At 61.1% G+C, this 15,660-nt stretch carries 15 protein-coding genes and 1 pseudogene; 4 read left to right on the top strand and 12 right to left on the bottom strand.

Features of this window, described 5'->3' with window-relative positions:
• Nucleotides 1-86: 86 nt before the first annotated feature.
• The 5 genes and pseudogenes from poxB to ACWKV4_RS02355 all read right to left on the bottom strand — a co-directional run.
• Complete coding sequence (gene poxB, locus ACWKV4_RS02375) at nucleotides 87-1,805, bottom strand: ubiquinone-dependent pyruvate dehydrogenase (protein ID WP_483830520.1); 1,719 nt, start codon at nucleotides 1,803-1,805, stop codon at nucleotides 87-89.
• A gap of 147 nt (nucleotides 1,806-1,952) precedes the next feature.
• Nucleotides 1,953-3,068, bottom strand: a complete 1,116-nt coding sequence (locus ACWKV4_RS02370) for a hypothetical protein (protein WP_483830519.1) — start codon at nucleotides 3,066-3,068, stop codon at nucleotides 1,953-1,955.
• An 83-nt stretch (nucleotides 3,069-3,151) separates the two neighbouring features.
• A complete protein-coding gene (locus ACWKV4_RS02365) occupies nucleotides 3,152-3,763 on the bottom strand; it encodes a glutathione S-transferase (protein WP_483830518.1) in 612 nt (203 codons plus the stop codon).
• Between the two features lie 84 nt (nucleotides 3,764-3,847).
• Nucleotides 3,848-5,452 (bottom strand): catalase, encoded by a 1,605-nt coding sequence (locus tag ACWKV4_RS02360; protein ID WP_483830517.1) that lies wholly within the window; start codon nucleotides 5,450-5,452, stop codon nucleotides 3,848-3,850.
• A 187-nt stretch (nucleotides 5,453-5,639) separates the two neighbouring features.
• Nucleotides 5,640-5,723 (bottom strand): annotated as a pseudogene (locus tag ACWKV4_RS02355) (toxin-antitoxin system HicB family antitoxin); the annotation flags it as partial.
• A gap of 232 nt (nucleotides 5,724-5,955) precedes the next feature.
• Between ACWKV4_RS02355 and ACWKV4_RS02350 the strand changes: the two are divergent.
• From ACWKV4_RS02350 to ACWKV4_RS02340, 3 genes are all read left to right on the top strand, one after another.
• On the top strand, nucleotides 5,956-7,248 hold the full coding sequence (locus tag ACWKV4_RS02350; protein WP_483830573.1) for an NAD(P)/FAD-dependent oxidoreductase: 1,293 nt from the start codon (nucleotides 5,956-5,958) through the stop codon (nucleotides 7,246-7,248).
• Nucleotides 7,249-7,600: 352 nt separating this feature from the next.
• Nucleotides 7,601-8,485: a sugar nucleotide-binding protein gene (locus tag ACWKV4_RS02345; protein ID WP_483830516.1), complete on the top strand. Its 885-nt coding sequence runs from the start codon at nucleotides 7,601-7,603 to the stop codon at nucleotides 8,483-8,485.
• Complete coding sequence (locus tag ACWKV4_RS02340; RefSeq protein WP_483830515.1) at nucleotides 8,478-9,407, top strand: NAD-dependent epimerase/dehydratase family protein; 930 nt, start codon at nucleotides 8,478-8,480, stop codon at nucleotides 9,405-9,407. The genes ACWKV4_RS02345 and ACWKV4_RS02340 overlap by 8 nt, the downstream gene beginning before the upstream one ends.
• A 63-nt stretch (nucleotides 9,408-9,470) precedes the next feature.
• Here the strand turns inward: ACWKV4_RS02340 and ACWKV4_RS02335 are convergent, their stop codons facing one another.
• From ACWKV4_RS02335 to ACWKV4_RS02315, 5 genes are all read right to left on the bottom strand, one after another.
• Nucleotides 9,471-10,169: an OmpW/AlkL family protein gene (locus ACWKV4_RS02335; RefSeq protein WP_483830514.1), complete on the bottom strand. Its 699-nt coding sequence runs from the start codon at nucleotides 10,167-10,169 to the stop codon at nucleotides 9,471-9,473.
• Between the two features lie 118 nt (nucleotides 10,170-10,287).
• Nucleotides 10,288-10,803 carry a DUF3299 domain-containing protein gene (locus ACWKV4_RS02330; RefSeq protein ID WP_483830513.1) on the bottom strand — a complete coding sequence of 172 codons (516 nt, stop codon included), beginning with the start codon at nucleotides 10,801-10,803 and terminating at the stop codon, nucleotides 10,288-10,290.
• A gap of 10 nt (nucleotides 10,804-10,813) precedes the next feature.
• On the bottom strand, nucleotides 10,814-12,079 hold the full coding sequence (locus tag ACWKV4_RS02325; protein WP_483830512.1) for an ABC transporter permease: 1,266 nt from the start codon (nucleotides 12,077-12,079) through the stop codon (nucleotides 10,814-10,816).
• Entirely contained in the window at nucleotides 12,079-12,786 is a 708-nt protein-coding gene (locus tag ACWKV4_RS02320) for an ATP-binding cassette domain-containing protein (RefSeq protein WP_483830511.1), read from the bottom strand. Before ACWKV4_RS02320 ends, ACWKV4_RS02325 begins: the two co-directional genes overlap by 1 nt.
• A 3-nt stretch (nucleotides 12,787-12,789) precedes the next feature.
• On the bottom strand, nucleotides 12,790-13,389 hold the full coding sequence (locus tag ACWKV4_RS02315; RefSeq protein ID WP_483830510.1) for a DUF2796 domain-containing protein: 600 nt from the start codon (nucleotides 13,387-13,389) through the stop codon (nucleotides 12,790-12,792).
• A gap of 124 nt (nucleotides 13,390-13,513) precedes the next feature.
• On the opposite strand from ACWKV4_RS02315, the gene ACWKV4_RS02310 reads away from it, so the two are divergent.
• Nucleotides 13,514-13,891: a hypothetical protein gene (locus ACWKV4_RS02310; protein ID WP_483830509.1), complete on the top strand. Its 378-nt coding sequence runs from the start codon at nucleotides 13,514-13,516 to the stop codon at nucleotides 13,889-13,891.
• Nucleotides 13,892-14,044: 153 nt separating this feature from the next.
• On the opposite strand, the gene trxA is transcribed toward ACWKV4_RS02310, so the two are convergent.
• Nucleotides 14,045-14,917 carry a thioredoxin gene (trxA, locus tag ACWKV4_RS02305; RefSeq protein WP_483830508.1) on the bottom strand — a complete coding sequence of 291 codons (873 nt, stop codon included), beginning with the start codon at nucleotides 14,915-14,917 and terminating at the stop codon, nucleotides 14,045-14,047.
• Between the two features lie 143 nt (nucleotides 14,918-15,060).
• Nucleotides 15,061-15,519, bottom strand: a complete 459-nt coding sequence (locus ACWKV4_RS02300) for a YbaY family lipoprotein (RefSeq protein WP_483830507.1) — start codon at nucleotides 15,517-15,519, stop codon at nucleotides 15,061-15,063.
• Nucleotides 15,520-15,660 lie beyond the last annotated feature (141 nt).

The raw sequence follows: 15,660 nt of genomic DNA, 5'->3' as shown, positions 1-15,660 counted from the left end.
TGCCTATTTTTCTTGGTGGTAACCCTTAACTGGCGGTAAGGCGCTGGTAAGGCATAGCCGCTCTGCCCAGCGGGAGCTTTTCGTATCTACCGCATCAAATTATTCTTAGCCAAATTCACCACCTCCTTGGCCCGCCCATCCAGTACGGCGCGAAGCATAAACAGCCCGAAGCCTTTCACGTTAGCGGCGGTGATCTCCGGTGGCATGATCAGTTCCTGACGTTCACTGACCACATCCACCAATACCGGGCCGTCGTGGGCGAAGGCGGCGGTGATGGCGTCGCGCAAGTCTTGTGGGCGTTCCACGCGGATGCCTTTTACACCCATGCTTTCGGCGAGCAGGGCGAAGTTGGGGTTCTTGAGTTCGCAACCTACGTCTACCAGGCCACTAGCTTTCATTTCCATCTCCACAAAGCCCAGGGTGCCGTTGTTCAGCACAATCACTTTGACCGGCAGGTTGGCTTGGCTAAGGGTAATGAAGTCGCCCATCATCATGCTGAAGCCGCCGTCCCCAGACATGGACACCACTTGCCGCCCAGGGTAGGCCGCCTGCGCGCCGATGGCTTGGAGCATGGCATTGGCCATGGAGCCGTGGTTGAAGGAGCCGACCAGGCGGCGTTGGCCATTCATTTTTAGGTAGCGCGCGGCCCAGGCCGTGGGCGTGCCTACGTCGCAGGTGAAAACGGCGTCTTCGTCGGCCAGCTCGCTGACCAGGCGGCTCACATATTGGGGGTGGATGATGGCGCTGTTCGGGCCGCTTTCGGCGAGCTTGTCCAGGTCCTTACGGGTGCTGTCGTAGTCGGCCACCGCCCGGTTGAGGTGCTCTGGGTCGGTGTGCTCGCTCAGGCGAGGCAGCAACTGCTGAAGGGTGTGCTTCACATCGCCCAGTACGCCGATGGCCAAGGGGCAGCGGTTGCCCAAGGCTTCGGGCTTGAGGTCAACCTGGGCAATGCGCGAATGTTCGGGGAAGAACTGTCGGTAAGGGAAGTTGGTACCGAGCATCAGCAACGTGTCGCAGGCCTTCATCGCGTTGAACCCCGAGGCAAAGCCGATCAAACCGGTCATGCCCACATCATAGGGGTTGTCGTATTCCAGGTATTCCTTGCCCCGCAACGCGTGTACGATGGGCGCCTTAAGGTGCTTGGCCAGGGCGACCACCTCATCATGAGCCCCGGCACAGCCCGCGCCGCATAACAGGGTAATACGCTTACCCTCATCGAGAAATTGCGCCAGTTCGTTCAGTTGAGCCACGTCGGGCACCATGATCGGCGTTTTGGGTGCCAGCCATTTGCTGACAGGGGCATCCAGTGGGGCAAGGGCCACGTCCCCTGGGATCACTACCACTGCGACGCCACGTCGGCTAATCGCCACGCGCATCGCCCGTTCGAGAATTTGCGGCAGCTGTTCAGGGGTGGAGACCAGCTCCACGTAGTGGCTGCAGTCCCGGAACAATGATTCAGGGTGGGTAGCCTGGAAATAATCGATACCGATTTCGCTGCTAGGAATATGCGCGGCAATGGCTAGCACAGGCACGCCGCTGCGGTGGCAGTCGAACAGCCCGTTGATCAAGTGCAGGTTGCCTGGCCCGCAGCTGCCAGCGCACACCGCCAGTTCACCCGTTAGGTGAGCCTCGCCGCCCGCGGCAAACGCGCCGGCTTCTTCATTACGCACATGTATCCAGTCCATGCCGCCCAGGCGACGCATGGCGTCGGTAAAGCCATTGAGCGAATCGCCCACCACGCCGTAGACGCGTTTGACACCGGCTTGCTTGAGCGTATTGACCATGAAATCAGCAGCGGTCGCCATTGCAGCTCCTTTGAGTAGAGTGAGTTCAAAGGTCTGAGTGCATGCGGATCCAGGGTGTTCAGCCGGGTTAATGAATCTTCACTTTTAGGCCCGCGTTTCATGCAAGCACACACCCTGAGCTAGAAAGGGTTCAGGAGCAGGTGATGCTTACTCAGAACGCTTTAAGGCGTCTTCGACACGACTTCGAACCAGTTGTGCGAACGCTTGCTCCGCCTGAGCTTTTGCCGGCGCGGTAATGGGCACAAAGGGATGACCAACTGCTCCAAAGCCAGCGCCCTGGTTAAAACCCGCCTGATAGCGCAATGCTGCGGGAGGTACATAGGTTCCGGATTCGTTGGTAAAGCTTTGTACATGCCCATCAGAGAAGGTAACTGTTCCGGCGTAGCGTACGTCCTTGGCGTTGCCACTAAGCCGCGCGTGGGCATTTTGCCCGTTGATGGCGTTGCCTAAACGAATATCGCCGTTGAGCATGGTCACGTAAATGAAATGCCCATCCAGTTTATCAAGTGCCAACGAGCCATCAGGGGGCGTACCTCGCCACATGCCATCTTCACCTCGCATGGCGAGTTGCGCAGGTTGCTTGCTTGGTGTTCCGGCGTCGCCGTATTTGCCCTGCGCCTTCTCAGCTATCTTCAGGTTGACTTGACCAACGCCTCCTGGGAATTGTCCCCCATTGCGGCCGCTCAACTTCATACGGACCCGGCTAGGGTCCTCTGACGATGGCATTTCATGTTCTGCTGCGTCATGGGTGCGCTTTTGGCCGGCTTTGTTAGGGTTGTATCGATCCGGGTGCAGCAGGCCGGGTGAAGGAAGCGGGAGGGCTACTCGGCCTTGGTTAAGGCCTGTTTTCAGGCGTTTGGCAGGCGGGTCCTCTGCGGATTGACGTCCACCGATCGATACTCGGGCAGTCATGTTCGAGCCCGCCACTTCAAGGCGGTCTATCACACCCTTGGGGGTGGCACCAAAGGTGACCTGTTCGGCTCCGTGAAATGGCTGAGCGAGTTGAAAACTCCCACCTTCAGCATCCGCAAGCGGGCACATCACTGCAACGCGGCCTTCAAGCGCCGCAACAACATGGTCGATCAGCGCAGCGTCATCCTTTGAAAGACCTTGTTTATGCTGTTCGAGCCAGGGCGTGGGTAGGGTACGGTAAGGACCAAATTGAGGGTCAACGATTTTTAGATCGGCCGCCGACTTAGAGGCTTCAACCGGCTCCCCGGTAGGCCCGAGCGATGCCTGGTGAGGCCCGATGGAAAGGGTCATGGGGGTGCAATTCTCTTTCAAAGAAACCCATGAGTTGTACTCAGCGCCCCTTGGTTCCCAGGCCAATGCATTTATCTATCTCATCAGTGCCAATGTTGCTCACAGACAGCGCTCACAAGTGGATGCCGGTCTATAAGCCTCAACATATCGTGGAATTCAGGCGCCTTAATGCGCAAATGCTCCCGAGCACCGGACCACCGGGAAATGACCGATGCCAACATTTCAGGTGCGCCGGGCGTATGGGGCCGCCAGCTAGGCTGTGTACCGAAGGTGCGACTGAAGACTTCCCATTGCTGATAGAGCCTGGCTTTAGTGCCAGCCACCAAGTGCTTCGCTGTTGCCTTGTCACTATCGTTCAACCATCGCTCGGGGTAATCGATGATGCCAATAGCGGCATAGCAGTTGGTGACCAGGTAAATCAGGCTGCGCAATTGCTGTGCCCGGGTCTCTGATGCCTGGGCGAATAATCCGGAGGCGGGGAAGACCAAGCCGAGGTGAATCAGGATCGCAGCACTTTCGGTTAGTACGTGCCTGTCGGGCAGTACAAGGGTTGGTAACTGTCCCAAAGGGTTAATTCGCAGCAGCGCATCATGGTCGTCCTCGGCGTTGATTACGCGGTAGTCCACGCCGCAATACTCAAGAGCGATCTCAATGGCAGCCGAGCCTGACCGAGGAGCACCAAACAATTCGTACATCACGTGTACCTCATAAAAAAACCCCCGTCCGGTAGGGATACCAGGCGGGGGTTGGGCCTTGACCAGCTGGCGCTGGTTTGAAGGTTAGCCTTTTACGCTAGGCTGGGTTGGGGTGGTTTGGCCATTGGCTTCGGGTTGGCCGTCGGTCATGGTGGGGCCTGGGCGGTCCTGGCCGGGGGCGGGGCGGTTGGGCAACGGCGGCAGGGCCTTGGCTTTTTCCAGGTCGATGCCCGCGCCTTGGGCCAAACGCTGACCGTAGTCCGGGTCGCAATGCCAGAAGTGCCATACCATCCGCAGTTGGATGTTTTCTGGGCAAGCCTTGAGGTCAGCCACAATGTTGGCGATCAGGTCTTCCCGCTCCCAGTCTTCGAAGGTGCGATAGCGTTCACCGGTTTGCTCGTAGTCCGCCGCGGTCTTGCTGGTTTGATAACGGCCTACATGGCCTTCGACCCACTGCTTGTAGTCCGGCCCGCTGCGTGGTGCCTCGTGCAAGCCGCCTTCGGAGCTAGGCTCGTAGTTCACGTGGGGGTTCTGGCCCCCGGTGTCCACCTTGTACGCCATCTGCCCGTCACGCTGGTTGGTGGCGTAGGGGCATTTTGGCGCGTTGATGGGCAGTTGCAGGTAGTTCGGGCCTACACGGTAGCGCTGGGTATCGGAGTACGACAGCGTGCGCCCCTGGAGCATTTTGTCGTCTGAGAAGTCGATACCGTCCACCAGCACGCCGGTACCGAAGGCAGCTTGCTCGGTTTCGGCAAAGAAGTTGGAGGGGTTACGGTCCAGCACGATGCGGCCCACAGGCAACAACGGGAACTGGTCTTCCGGCCAACGCTTGGTGTCGTCCAAAGGGTCGAAGGACAGCTCGTCGTGAGCGTCGTCCGACATGATCTGCACGCACATTTCCCACTCAGGGAAATCACCGCTGTCGATGTGCTCATACAGGTCTTTGGTGGCGTGGCCAACTTCGTGCTTCTGGATTTCCGCGGCCTGCTCACTGGTGAGGTTACGCACCCCTTGCTTGGGCTCGAAGGAGAACTTGCACAGTACGGCAACGCCGTCTTCGTTCACCAGCTTGTAAGTGTTTACGCTCGAGCCTTGCATTTCCCGGTAACTGGCCGGGATGCCCCAGGGGCTTTTGACCCAGGTGACCATGTGCAAGGCTTCGGGGTGGTGCTGCACGAAATCGTAAAAGCGCCAAGCTTCCTGACGGTTGGTGATGGGGTCTGGCTTGAAGGCGTGGATCATGTCCGGGAACTTGATCGCGTCGCGAATGAAGAACACCTTCAGGTTGTTACCCACCAAGTCCCAGTTACCGTCTTCGGTGTAGAACTTGATCGCAAAACCACGGGGGTCGCGGGCGGTTTCCGGGGATTCCTTACCGCCGATCACTGTGGAGAATCGAAGGAAGATCGGGGTTTTGACGCCGGTCTTGGTCAGCACCTTGGCACGGGTGTACTTGCTGGCGGGCTCGCCGCCAATCGTGCCGTAGGGTTCGAAATACCCATGGGCCGCCGTCCCGCGCGCATGTACCACGCGCTCCGGAATACGCTCACGGTCGAAATGGGTAATCTTTTCAATGAATTGATAGTTTTCAAGGGTCGCCGGGCCGCGCTCGCCAACGCTGCGCAGGCTTTGGTTGTCGGTGACAGGGTGCCCTTGCCGGGTCGTTAAGGTTTGGTCGTTCTCGCTCATCATGCCTCTCCAGACTGCGGGGGGGTGCCTTGGGTTAGGGCTGGTTTGAGCGTAATGGTTTCCCGAAATACAGCACCGTTCGTAGGGGCAGGCATGGCCTGTAACGGCGGTTATGGGGGGCCGGCGCTATTCGCCAGCTGCCGCTGGCTTCTGCAGGGGCACAACGGGCGTGCGGTACAGCCTGCGTTTAAGCCCCAGCCTCACGCGCCAGTATGTCTACAGCCCATTGATTTATGCTCTTTCCAGACACCCGCGCCTTTATCGCCACGGAGGCATGTACTAGTGCCTGATCAACCTCTTAATGCACCTTGCCTACGTGGTCACCACCCAAACCCTGCCTCCAATACTTTGATGGGCGATACCATCACGGGCCACCCAGGCCTCTATCTCCCCCCGAGCGTCATGGCCAAGTTATATATTTCCAAAGAGCAACCCCGGGAAATCATGTGCCTGATAACGCTAGACTGAACCAACCTGAAGAGCAACCGGTGAGTACACCCGTCATGACCCAAGCTTTGCCCCATATCGGCTCTTATTACGCCGCCTCCGTACCACCGGCGCCATTACGGCCAGCTCTAGAAGGAAGTGTCAGCGCCGATGTGTGTGTGATTGGCGGCGGCTTCACCGGTGTGAACACCGCGCTGGAGTTGGCCGAGCGCGGGTTGTCCGTGGTGTTGCTGGAGGCCCAGCGTATTGGCTGGGGCGCCAGCGGGCGCAATGGCGGGCAGTTGATTCGTGGCTTGGGCCATGACGTGAGCCGCTTCGCTCACCTGGTGGGCGAGGAGGGCGTGGCCTTTCTCAACCAGGCCGGTTCCACTTCGGTGGACATCGTGCGGCAACGGGTGGAGCGTGACGGCCTGGCCTGTGATCTGCGTTGGGGGTACTGCGACCTTGCCAATACCCCACGGCATTGGCAAGGCCTGCGCGAGGAGCTAGCGCACTTGCAGGCCCAAGGTTACCCCCACCCGTTGCAACTGGTAGAGAAGCACGACCTGCACCGCGTGGTGGCGTCACAGGTATACGCAGGTGGCCTTATCGACATGGGTTCAGGCCATTTGCATCCGTTAAAGCTCATTCAAGGGGAGGCTGCCCTGGCTGAAGCGCGCGGTGCCTGCGTGTTCGAGGCCAGCCCGGTGCGGCGGATCGAAAAAGGGCCGAAGGTACGCGTGTTCACTGATCGGGGCCAGGTAACGGCCAGTCAGGTAGTGCTAGCGTGCGATGCATTCCTTGAAGATTTGGAGCCTGAGCTGGAGGGCAAGCTATTGCCCGCCGGCAGTTATGTGATTGCCACCGAGCCCCTTGGCCAAGCGAGGGCCCGGGCACTGATTCCGCAGAACATGGCGCTGTGTGACCAGCGGGTAGCCTTGGATTACTACCGGCTTACCGCCGACCATCGCTTGCTCTTTGGTGGGGCTTGTCATTATTCCGGGCGAGACCCGGCCAATATCGCCGAGTACATGCGGCCCAAGATGGAGCGGGTATTTCCTCAGCTCAAGGGCGTGGGCGTCGAGTTCCAGTGGGGTGGCATGATCGGCATCAGCGCCAACCGCTTTCCGCAGATCGGCCGGCTATCCAGCGCACCCAACATCTATTACGCCCAGGGGTATTCCGGCCATGGCTTGAACGTGACCCACTTCGCCGCCCAGGTGCTTGCCCAAGCCATCGCCGAACGGGAAAGCCGCGCGTTGGACCTCTTCGGCCAGGTACCGCACCGTCGCTTCCCAGGGGGCAAGCGTCTGCGCTCGCCGCTGCTGGCGCTAGGCATGCTGTGGTATCGCTGTAAAGAGTTGATCTAGCCCCGTCTAGGCAACGGCAACGGTCAGATCGGGTTGTTGAAGTGACGCCACGCGCGCCTTGTATAAACACCCTAACCTGCCGATATAGGGTGCAAGCAAAGCAGGTGCGATCATGATTCGGAAAATACCCATCGCTGAGTTGCCGTAGGCATGTTTCTCCATGAAGGGGCGGGATAGTCTCCCCAGCCCAGTGGTCTGGTCGGCCGCGGATAGCGACCGTTACCCATTGTTTAGCTGAAGTTGCGCCGCAACCCTATGGCCAGGGGTGACGAACGCTCAATAAACACGCAAAATGGCCCGTCTTGCCGTGGTGATTGCCACGCGACACACCTTGTACTGGACCCATTGATTTATGCGAATGCGCCTAATGCTGTTGGGCGGCGGTAGCGCCCTTGGTCAAGCGCTGATTCGCCAGGGGGCGGAGGAAGATATCGGGTTCCTCGCGCCGCGCCCGCCAGAACACGGCTGGGATGCCCCGAGCTTGACCGAGCTCCTTGACGACACCCGCCCCGATGCGTTGGTTAACCTTGCCTACTACTTCGACTGGTTCCAGGCCGGAGGCGTAAGCGAACCCTTGCTGGCCTCCCAAGAGCAGGCCGTGGAGCGGTTGGCCGAGCTGTGCCAGCACCACGGTGTAGTGCTGGTACAACCGTCTAGCTATCGCGTGTTCGATGGCGCGCGGGCAACGGCCTACAGTGAAAAAGACGAACCGCTCCCCCTGGGCGTGCGAGGCCAGGCGTTGTGGCGCATCGAGCAAAGCGTGCGCGCTGTTTGCCCGCAACACGTACTGCTGCGCTTCGGCTGGCTGCTCGACGATAGCTCCGAGGGTGTGTTGGGGCGCTTCCTGCGCCGCGCCGAAAGCGCCGAGCAGGTGCTGTTGGCCGATGACCGCCGCGGTAACCCTACGCCGGTAGATGACGCGGCGCGGGTCATTCTGTCGGTGATCAAGCAGTTGGACTGCGCCGCGCCGCTATGGGGCACTTACCACTATGCTGGTAACGAAGCCACCACGGCCCTGGCCCTGGGCCAGGCTGTACTCAGCGAGGCCATGAGCCTGCGCACGCTGGCGGTACAGGCGCCCACGGCCCAGGCCCACGCCGCCTGCACCGATGCAGGCGAAGAGCCGCAGCATGCGGTGCTGGCCTGCAAGAAAATCCTCCATACCTTTGGCATCAAGCCCCGCGCCTGGCGTGCCGGGCTGCCAGCCCTGTTGCAGCGGTACTATCGTCATGGCTGACCGCCCCATCCTGATCACCGGCGGCGCCGGCTTCATTGGCTCTCATCTGGTCGAGGCGCTGCTTGCCCGGGGTTACCGCGTGCGCGTACTGGACAACCTGTCCACCGGCAAGCGTGAAAATCTGCCCTTGGCCCACCCCCGCCTTGAACTGTACGTAGGCGATGCCGCCGATGCGGCCCTGCTGACAGAGGCGGTGCGCGGCTGCGGCGCGGCGGTGCACTTGGCTGCGGTGGCTTCGGTCCAGGCCTCGGTGGATGACCCGGTCGCCACTCACCAAAGCAACTTCATTGCCACCTTGAACCTGTGCGAAGCCCTGCGTGCCGAAGGTGTTCGGCGAGTGCTGTTCGCCTCCAGCGCGGCAGTGTACGGGAACAACGGCGAAGGCCAGGCCATAGACGAAAACGTACCCAAGGCGCCATTAACGCCCTATGCCGTGGACAAACTGGCCAGCGAGCAGTACCTGGACTTTTACCGCCGCGAGCATGGCCTGGAGCCAGTAGTATTTCGGTTCTTCAACATCTATGGCCCCCGCCAGGACCCATCATCTCCTTACTCCGGAGTAATCAGCATATTTGCCCAGCGTGCCCAAGCCGGCCTGTCCATTACCCTGTTCGGCGACGGTGAGCAAACGCGGGATTTCTTCTACGTGGAAGACCTGGCCGGGCTGCTGGTGCAGGCCCTGGAGGCGCCCGAGCCGCCAGTGGGGCCGTTCAACGTGGGGCTGAACCATGCAACCTCGCTAAACCAGCTGCTGCAGGCGCTTGGTGCTGTGCTCGGTGGCCTGCCGCCAGTCAGCTATCAGGCCCCTCGGGGTGGGGATATCAAGCACTCGCGCGCCAACAACCAGCGGCTGTTAGCGCACTTTGAGCTAAGTAAGGTAACGCCTCTGGAAGAGGGGCTGCGGCGGCTGCTGGGGCGCTGAACCTTCCCTGCGCCAGAATGCCGGCCCCTTAGTGAAGCCGGCGGCCCAGCCTGTATTGCTGGCTTAGAACTTATACCCCAGGCCTACCATGTATACCCAAGGGTCCACCTCTACATTCACCTTGGTGCGGCCCACACCCAGGGCGGTAGGGCCGTCGACGCTGGCCTTGGTGTTAATGTCGGCGTACCACACGGCGGCGTTGAACATCAGGTGGTCGGTGAGCATGTAGTCCACCCCTACCTGGCCGGCCAGGCCGATCGAATCCTGCAATTTGAAATTGCTGAAGCCTTGTGCCTTGCGCTCGCTGCTCAGGTCTTCATCGAAGAACAGCGTGTAGTTCACGCCAATCCCCGCGTAAGGCTGAAAGCGCGACGCAGGCGCCATGGGGTAGTACTGCAGGCTCAGGGTAGGAGGTAACTGGCGGATATCACCTAGCTTGCCGTCCAAGCCATCGATGCCAGTGGCTGCGCTGATGCCTTTTACGCCTACCCGGTGCTGGAAGGGGGTAGCGGCCAGCAGCTCGATGCCTACATGGTCGGTGAGCATATAGGCCAGGGCCAGGCCCAGTTGAGTGTCACCGTCGAGCGTTGCGCGAGTGCCACTGACCCGGGCGCCGTCGAGCTTGAGTTCGCCGCTGTCTTCAGCGGGAGAGACCTTGGCCGCGCCAGCGCGAATGATGAAATCCCCGGCCTGGTGGGCAAACGCGGCGGGGGTAGCCAGCGCCAAGGCAAGCACGGCGGCACTGAGTACGGGCGTTTTCATGACAACTCCATGGGTAGATAAAGATTGGTTCAATCCTGGACCTCTACCTGAGCGGATCCATTGACCTAGATCATTAAATGCCTGCTCGTGGGGTGCGACCTGCTGTCGCACCCGAAGGTCAGTCCGGCAACTCGTAGGCGAAGATCTTCTCGCCTTCCATCTGGTAGCCGGCCTGGGCCAGTTCGCTGCCACTGGATTTGACCAACAGGCGGCCTTCTATCCAATAGGGCTGGTACAACTCCTCGATTTTCACGCCGGCCTCGGTGGTCACATGCACGATCTGGTTCGAAGGCGGCGGCGGTACATGGATACAAGCCCCGTAATACGGCACCAGAAGAAAGTCCGTGGTCCGGCCATCTTCGCCCACTTCCAGTGGCACGATGTAACCAGGCAAACGCACCTGAAGCCCGTCCAAAGCCTTGACCACTGGCGCATGGGGCTCGGTCTGATGGGCCGCCGGGGCCAACTCGGCCAAGCCGCTGGCCAGCTTGGACAAGTCATGCATGGGGGTCATTACCGGGGCGATCTTGGGTGCATCCGGGGGCACCAGCGCTTCCCACGTCAGCTCTCGCACCTCGGCCCCCTGGCTCACGCCGCAGACCATCAACATAATAAGCATCAGCAGCGCGCGCATGGCAGCCTCATCACAGGTGTACGGTCAGGCCATCGGCGAGCGACTGGCGATAGGCCCGCCAGGCCGGCAAGGCGCCCATCAACAAGGCCGCGCCCCACACCAGCCCGAGCAAGCTCCATTCATAGGCGCTGGGCAACGCCAAGGGCAGGTAAAGCCCATAGCTGGCTTGCACATAGCCTTGGCTACAGGCGATACCTACATACAGCAGCGCCACGCCGGCCGCAATGCCTGCCAGGGCCAGCGCGCCCGCTTCTGCAATCAGCAGCACCGCGATATGCCAGGGCCGCGCGCCCACCGAGCGCAAAATGGCCATCTCCCGTCGCCGTTCATTAAGGCTGGTAAGGATAGCTGTGAGCATGCCGATCAAGCCGGTCAGCACTACGAATAGCGATACCACGAACAGCGCTTTCTCGGCGGTGCCCATCAGGCTCCACAGTTCCTGTAGGGCAACACCCGGTAGGATGGCCAGCAACGGCTCGTCCAGGTATTCGTTGATCTCCCGTTGCAGGGCGAAGGTGGTCACCCGGTTGTTAAGCCCCAGCAGGAAGGCGGTAATGGCTTTAGGCGTTAGGTCCATGGCCCGGGCCTGGTCCGCGCTGACCCGCTCAGCCCCGCGCGCAGGCATGCCGTTGTGCCAATCCACGTGGATTGCTTCCATGCCCGCCAGGCTGATATGCAGCGTGCGGTCCACCGGTGTGCCGGTACGTTTGAGAATGCCCACCACGGTAAAGGGCTTGTCGTCATGCTTGACCAGGCTAATGGTTGCTACCCCATGGGCCAGCACCAGGCGGTCCCCTGGTTTGTAGTGCAGCGCTTGGGCCACTTCGGCGCCCAGTACCACTTCGAACGGGTCATCGGCAAAAGGCCGGCCCTCGGCCAGCGCCAGTGCCTGGCCGCGGCCATAGTGGTAGTGCTCGAAATAATTGTGGTCTGTGCCCATCACCCGATAGCCCCGGTGGGAGTCTCCCAGGGAAATGGGAATGGCCCATTTCACCCGAGGATCTTGCACGTAATGCTGGTAACTGCTCCAACGAATGTTGTTGGTGGCATTGCCGATGCGGAATACCGAATACAGCAATAGGTTGAGGGAGCCGGAGCGGGCGCCGACGACCAGGTCGGTACCGCTGATGGTACTGGCGAAGCTGGCGCGGGCTTCGGTGCGCACGCGCTCCACCGCCAGCAACAGGCATACCGACACGGCAATGGCGAACGCAGTGAGCGCGGCGGTGAAGCGGCGGTTGGCCAGGCTGGCCAGGGCAAGGCGTAACAAAGGCATCAGGCTTCCCGGGGGCGCGCGGCGCGGTTGAGGTCAGCGAGGGACAACGCGCGATCGAACAGCGGTGCCAGGCTTTGGTCGTGGCTTACGAACAGTAGGCCGGCACCGCTGGCCTGGCATTCTTCGAACAGCACATTCAGGAAGGCTTCTCGCGCGTCGGTGTCCAGCGCGGAGGTAGGCTCGTCGGCAATGACCAGTTCCGGCTGGCCAATCAACGCGCGGGCTGCGGCCACCCGTTGTTGCTGGCCAATGGACAACGCATCGGCGCGCCGCCCCCATAGCTCGGCCGGTAGCCCCAGGTGGCCCAGCAAGGTGTGAGCCGCCTTGGTTTGGCTGCCATGGCGCTGTTCGGCGCGGCTCGCCCGCAAGGGCGAGAACCTGCAGGGCAGCAGTACGTTGTCCTGCACCGATAAAAACGGCAGCAGGTTGAACTGCTGGAAAATATAACCGGTGTGGTTCACCCGGAAGCGGTCCCGGGCACCTTGTTTCAACCGGGCCAGGTCTTGGCCGAGCAGGCACACCTTGCCCCGGCTGGGCAGTTGCACGCCGCCCAGCAACCCCAGCAGGGTGGTTTTGCCGCTGCCGCTGGGGCCACGCAGGAATACCCGCTCGCCGCCGTTAACGCGCAGAGCGGGCAAGTCCAGCAACTCGGCTTGGCCCGGCCAGGCATAGCCCAATTCATGCAGCTCGATCAATGCCTGGGTCATGGGTCAGAAGGCCAGCTTGCTGTCGTCGGGCGTGGCCTCGTGGCCTACTTGGCCGTTAGCGGTCACGCCCTGTACCAGCACCTTGTGGGTGGCCGGGAAGGTTTTAAAGAAGCGGCTCAAGTCCAGGCCCTGGAGTACCTCGGGGTGTTCACACTGGAATTGGAAGTGCCCGTCTACATCGCTGTGCTCGTGATGGCCAGCTGCGCCTTCATCGTGGTCGTGATCATCATCGTCGTGGTCGTGATCTGCTGGCTCGGGCGCGGCATTGCCAAACAGCGGGCTTTGCAAGTCCATGCGGGTCACGCTGCAGCCTGCGGCGGTTGGCAGGTTGAATAGCTGCAGGGGCTGGCCCAGCTGCTCGCGGGCCTTGGCGATAGCGGCACGGTCAGCGTCGGTCGAGGCCGCGTGTTCGAAGCCCACCAGGTTCATGGCAGGGCTGTCCAAGTCTAAGGCCAGGGTTTTGCCTTCCAAGGCAATGTCTAGCCGCGCCGTACCGTGTTCGTGAGGGGCAAGGCTACCGTGGGCATGGGGCTTTTCAGCAGTGGCGGCGTGGCTGAATGGAGAAAGCAAGGCAAGGGTAAGGGCAAGGAGCGTAGGGCGCATGGGAGTCTGACCTGGTGAATTTGCCGTTATGTTATAACGAAGTTAGCGCTTGGGCCAAGTGCAGCCGCCCGCCATGCCAACGGTGCTCATGATAAGGTTGCCTGCGGCTTAATGAGGTGAAGGGATGATCAGAATTACAGGCACCGTTGGCCCTTGGCCGGTGGATCTGACTATCGAGCTGAGCGATAGCGATTGGGCTGGCCTTCGAACGGCCGTACAGGGCTTAGAGGTTACATCCCAAGGTGCTACCGGGGAGCCTGCCGAGGTACCCGCAAACCCTACCTCCGCCCGCGTGGCTCCCACCGAGACCCTGTGGCAAAACGCATTGGCCTTGGTCAAAAGCGCCGGGCAGGTCAGCGGGCCTGCATTGTTCGAGCAACTAGAAGGCCTGGCAGGCAGTCCCGCGGCGGGCAAACGCTTGTTGGTGAGGCTGCGCCATTGTGAACAGGTGCGCGTGGTAAGCGGCGGGGATGCGCCGCTTTATATCTGGGCAGAGAGGTAAAGGCTTGGCTACGCCACGGTGTCGCTCCGTAGCAGCAGAGCTTGCTCGCGACCAGCTCAACACGATGCCAAGGCGGTCGCAGGCCAAGGCCTGCTGCTACGAGATGTATGGCTCCACTTGCGAGGTGAGAGCCAAGACGGTGCCTACGGGAGGTTAATACAACGCCGCAAACAGCTTACGGCGGTAGGTGGTGACCAGCGGGTGATCGTTGCCCAGCAGGTCGAACACCTGAAGCAGGGTTTTATGGGGCAGGCCTTCGTTATAGCCGCGGTTGCGTTGGAACAATTTGAGCAATCCATCCAACGCGGCATCGTATTGCTGCCGGGCCAGTTGACGCACGGCCAGCTGATAGGCCGCCTCGTCGTCCCCTGGGTTTTGCGCCAAACGGGTTTTCAAATCAGCAGCGTCGGGCAAATCCCCAGCCTGGCGCAGGAAGGTCAATTGGGCCTTGGCACCCGCTAGCGCGGCCTTGTGTTCATCGCCAGTCACGGCGTTGAGCACGGTTTCGGCTTCACCCAGTTCACTGCGCTCAGCCAGGCAGCGGGCATAGAGAATCAGCGCCGCGGCATTGCTGTTGTCCGTGCTTAGCAACCCCTGCAGCACCGTTTCGGCTTCGCCAAATCGGCCTTCGGCGAACAGGCCCTGGGCCTGCTCGAAAGGGTCTGAGGCGGCTGGGGCCGGCTCTGCTACGTGGGGTTCAAGCATGGCGCGAATGGCCGACTCTGGCTGCGCGCCGGCGAAACCATCCACTGGCTGGCCGTCCTTGAACAGCACCACGGTCGGCAGGCTACGCACGCCGAACATGGCCACCACTTGCTGCTCTTGGTCGCAGTTCACTTTGGCCAGTAGCAGCTCACCCTGGTAGCCCTCGGTGATTTTCTGCAGCACGGGCATCAGGGCTTTGCAGGGCGCGCACCAGTCGGCCCAGAAATCCACCAGCACCGGTTGGTCGAACGATTTCTCGATGACCAGTTGCTGAAAGTTCGCGTCGGTAGCGTCGAAGATGTACGGGGAATCCTGACTCATGGTGAATCTCGAAGAAGGCAAGGTTGGCGACACTATAAAGGGTGCGGGCCTGCCCTGAAAGTCACGGCCGCCCCAGGTACAAGCTTACTTGGCGAAACGCGTCGGGTTCGGCCAGGTCAGGCTTGTAGCCTAGCCAGCGGCACTCAAGGGGCCTTGACCATTTCCAGCGCGCCCAGCGCCTGGGTAGCGGGGCCGCCGATCTGCCGCGGGGTCAGGTGCAGGATCAACTGCCCAGACTGGCTGGCTCGGCCTCGCAACTCCACGCGGCCACCCTGGGGGAAGGCGTCAGGGTTGAAGCGCAGTGCAAATGGCAGCGGCTTGCCCGTGCCCGCCACGGTGGTATTGGCCAGCAGTTGTTGTGGGCGGCCTCGTTCATCAACCACCAACAGCGCCAGTTCTACCTCCGCGCCTTTGGGGATGGCATTGAGCGTACCGCTGAGTTCGCGCTGATAGGCCGGCAAGGGCCCGAGGGGTTCGGGGTCGCGAATGTCGGGGGCCGCCACCTTGGCAGGAGCGGGTGCCGGGGCTGGTTTAGGCGGCTCGCCGGCACAGGCGGCAAGCAGGCCGAGGCAGCAGAGCAAGGCAAGTGAACGTACTGTCATGGGGTGGCCCGTTCCTGTAGGCATGTGAGGTCGCGCGGCGCGCAGGGCCTATATACCGTAAAGCCTTGCCGCTGTCTCGCTACCAAGGCTGTGTCTGAGCCGGGCGATGCGCTAACATTGGCGTCCATTTCCGAACATGCC

This window comes from Pseudomonas artemisiae, from assembly GCF_057128685.1.
The sequence above is the reverse complement of the archived record's forward strand: the minus strand, read 5'-3'. Positions and strand labels throughout refer to the sequence as shown.

Excerpts from the sequence above, each read along its gene's own strand:
- ACWKV4_RS02335 (WP_483830514.1), bottom strand. The coding sequence starts at position 10,169 with ATGAAAACGCCCGTACTCAGTGCCGCCGTGCTTGCCTTGGCGCTGGCT.
- ACWKV4_RS02345 (WP_483830516.1), top strand. The coding sequence starts at position 7,601 with ATGCGAATGCGCCTAATGCTGTTGGGCGGCGGTAGCGCCCTTGGTCAA.
- poxB (WP_483830520.1), bottom strand. The coding sequence starts at position 1,805 with ATGGCGACCGCTGCTGATTTCATGGTCAATACGCTCAAGCAAGCCGGT.
- ACWKV4_RS02330 (WP_483830513.1), bottom strand. The coding sequence starts at position 10,803 with ATGCGCGCGCTGCTGATGCTTATTATGTTGATGGTCTGCGGCGTGAGC.
- ACWKV4_RS02350 (WP_483830573.1), top strand. The coding sequence starts at position 5,956 with ATGACCCAAGCTTTGCCCCATATCGGCTCTTATTACGCCGCCTCCGTA.
- ACWKV4_RS02365 (WP_483830518.1), bottom strand. The coding sequence starts at position 3,763 with ATGTACGAATTGTTTGGTGCTCCTCGGTCAGGCTCGGCTGCCATTGAG.
- ACWKV4_RS02325 (WP_483830512.1), bottom strand. The coding sequence starts at position 12,079 with ATGCCTTTGTTACGCCTTGCCCTGGCCAGCCTGGCCAACCGCCGCTTC.
- ACWKV4_RS02310 (WP_483830509.1), top strand. The coding sequence starts at position 13,514 with ATGATCAGAATTACAGGCACCGTTGGCCCTTGGCCGGTGGATCTGACT.
- ACWKV4_RS02340 (WP_483830515.1), top strand. The coding sequence starts at position 8,478 with ATGGCTGACCGCCCCATCCTGATCACCGGCGGCGCCGGCTTCATTGGC.
- ACWKV4_RS02320 (WP_483830511.1), bottom strand. The coding sequence starts at position 12,786 with ATGACCCAGGCATTGATCGAGCTGCATGAATTGGGCTATGCCTGGCCG.
- trxA (WP_483830508.1), bottom strand. The coding sequence starts at position 14,917 with ATGAGTCAGGATTCCCCGTACATCTTCGACGCTACCGACGCGAACTTT.
- ACWKV4_RS02360 (WP_483830517.1), bottom strand. The coding sequence starts at position 5,452 with ATGAGCGAGAACGACCAAACCTTAACGACCCGGCAAGGGCACCCTGTC.
- ACWKV4_RS02315 (WP_483830510.1), bottom strand. The coding sequence starts at position 13,389 with ATGCGCCCTACGCTCCTTGCCCTTACCCTTGCCTTGCTTTCTCCATTC.
- ACWKV4_RS02370 (WP_483830519.1), bottom strand. The coding sequence starts at position 3,068 with ATGACCCTTTCCATCGGGCCTCACCAGGCATCGCTCGGGCCTACCGGG.
- ACWKV4_RS02300 (WP_483830507.1), bottom strand. The coding sequence starts at position 15,519 with ATGACAGTACGTTCACTTGCCTTGCTCTGCTGCCTCGGCCTGCTTGCC.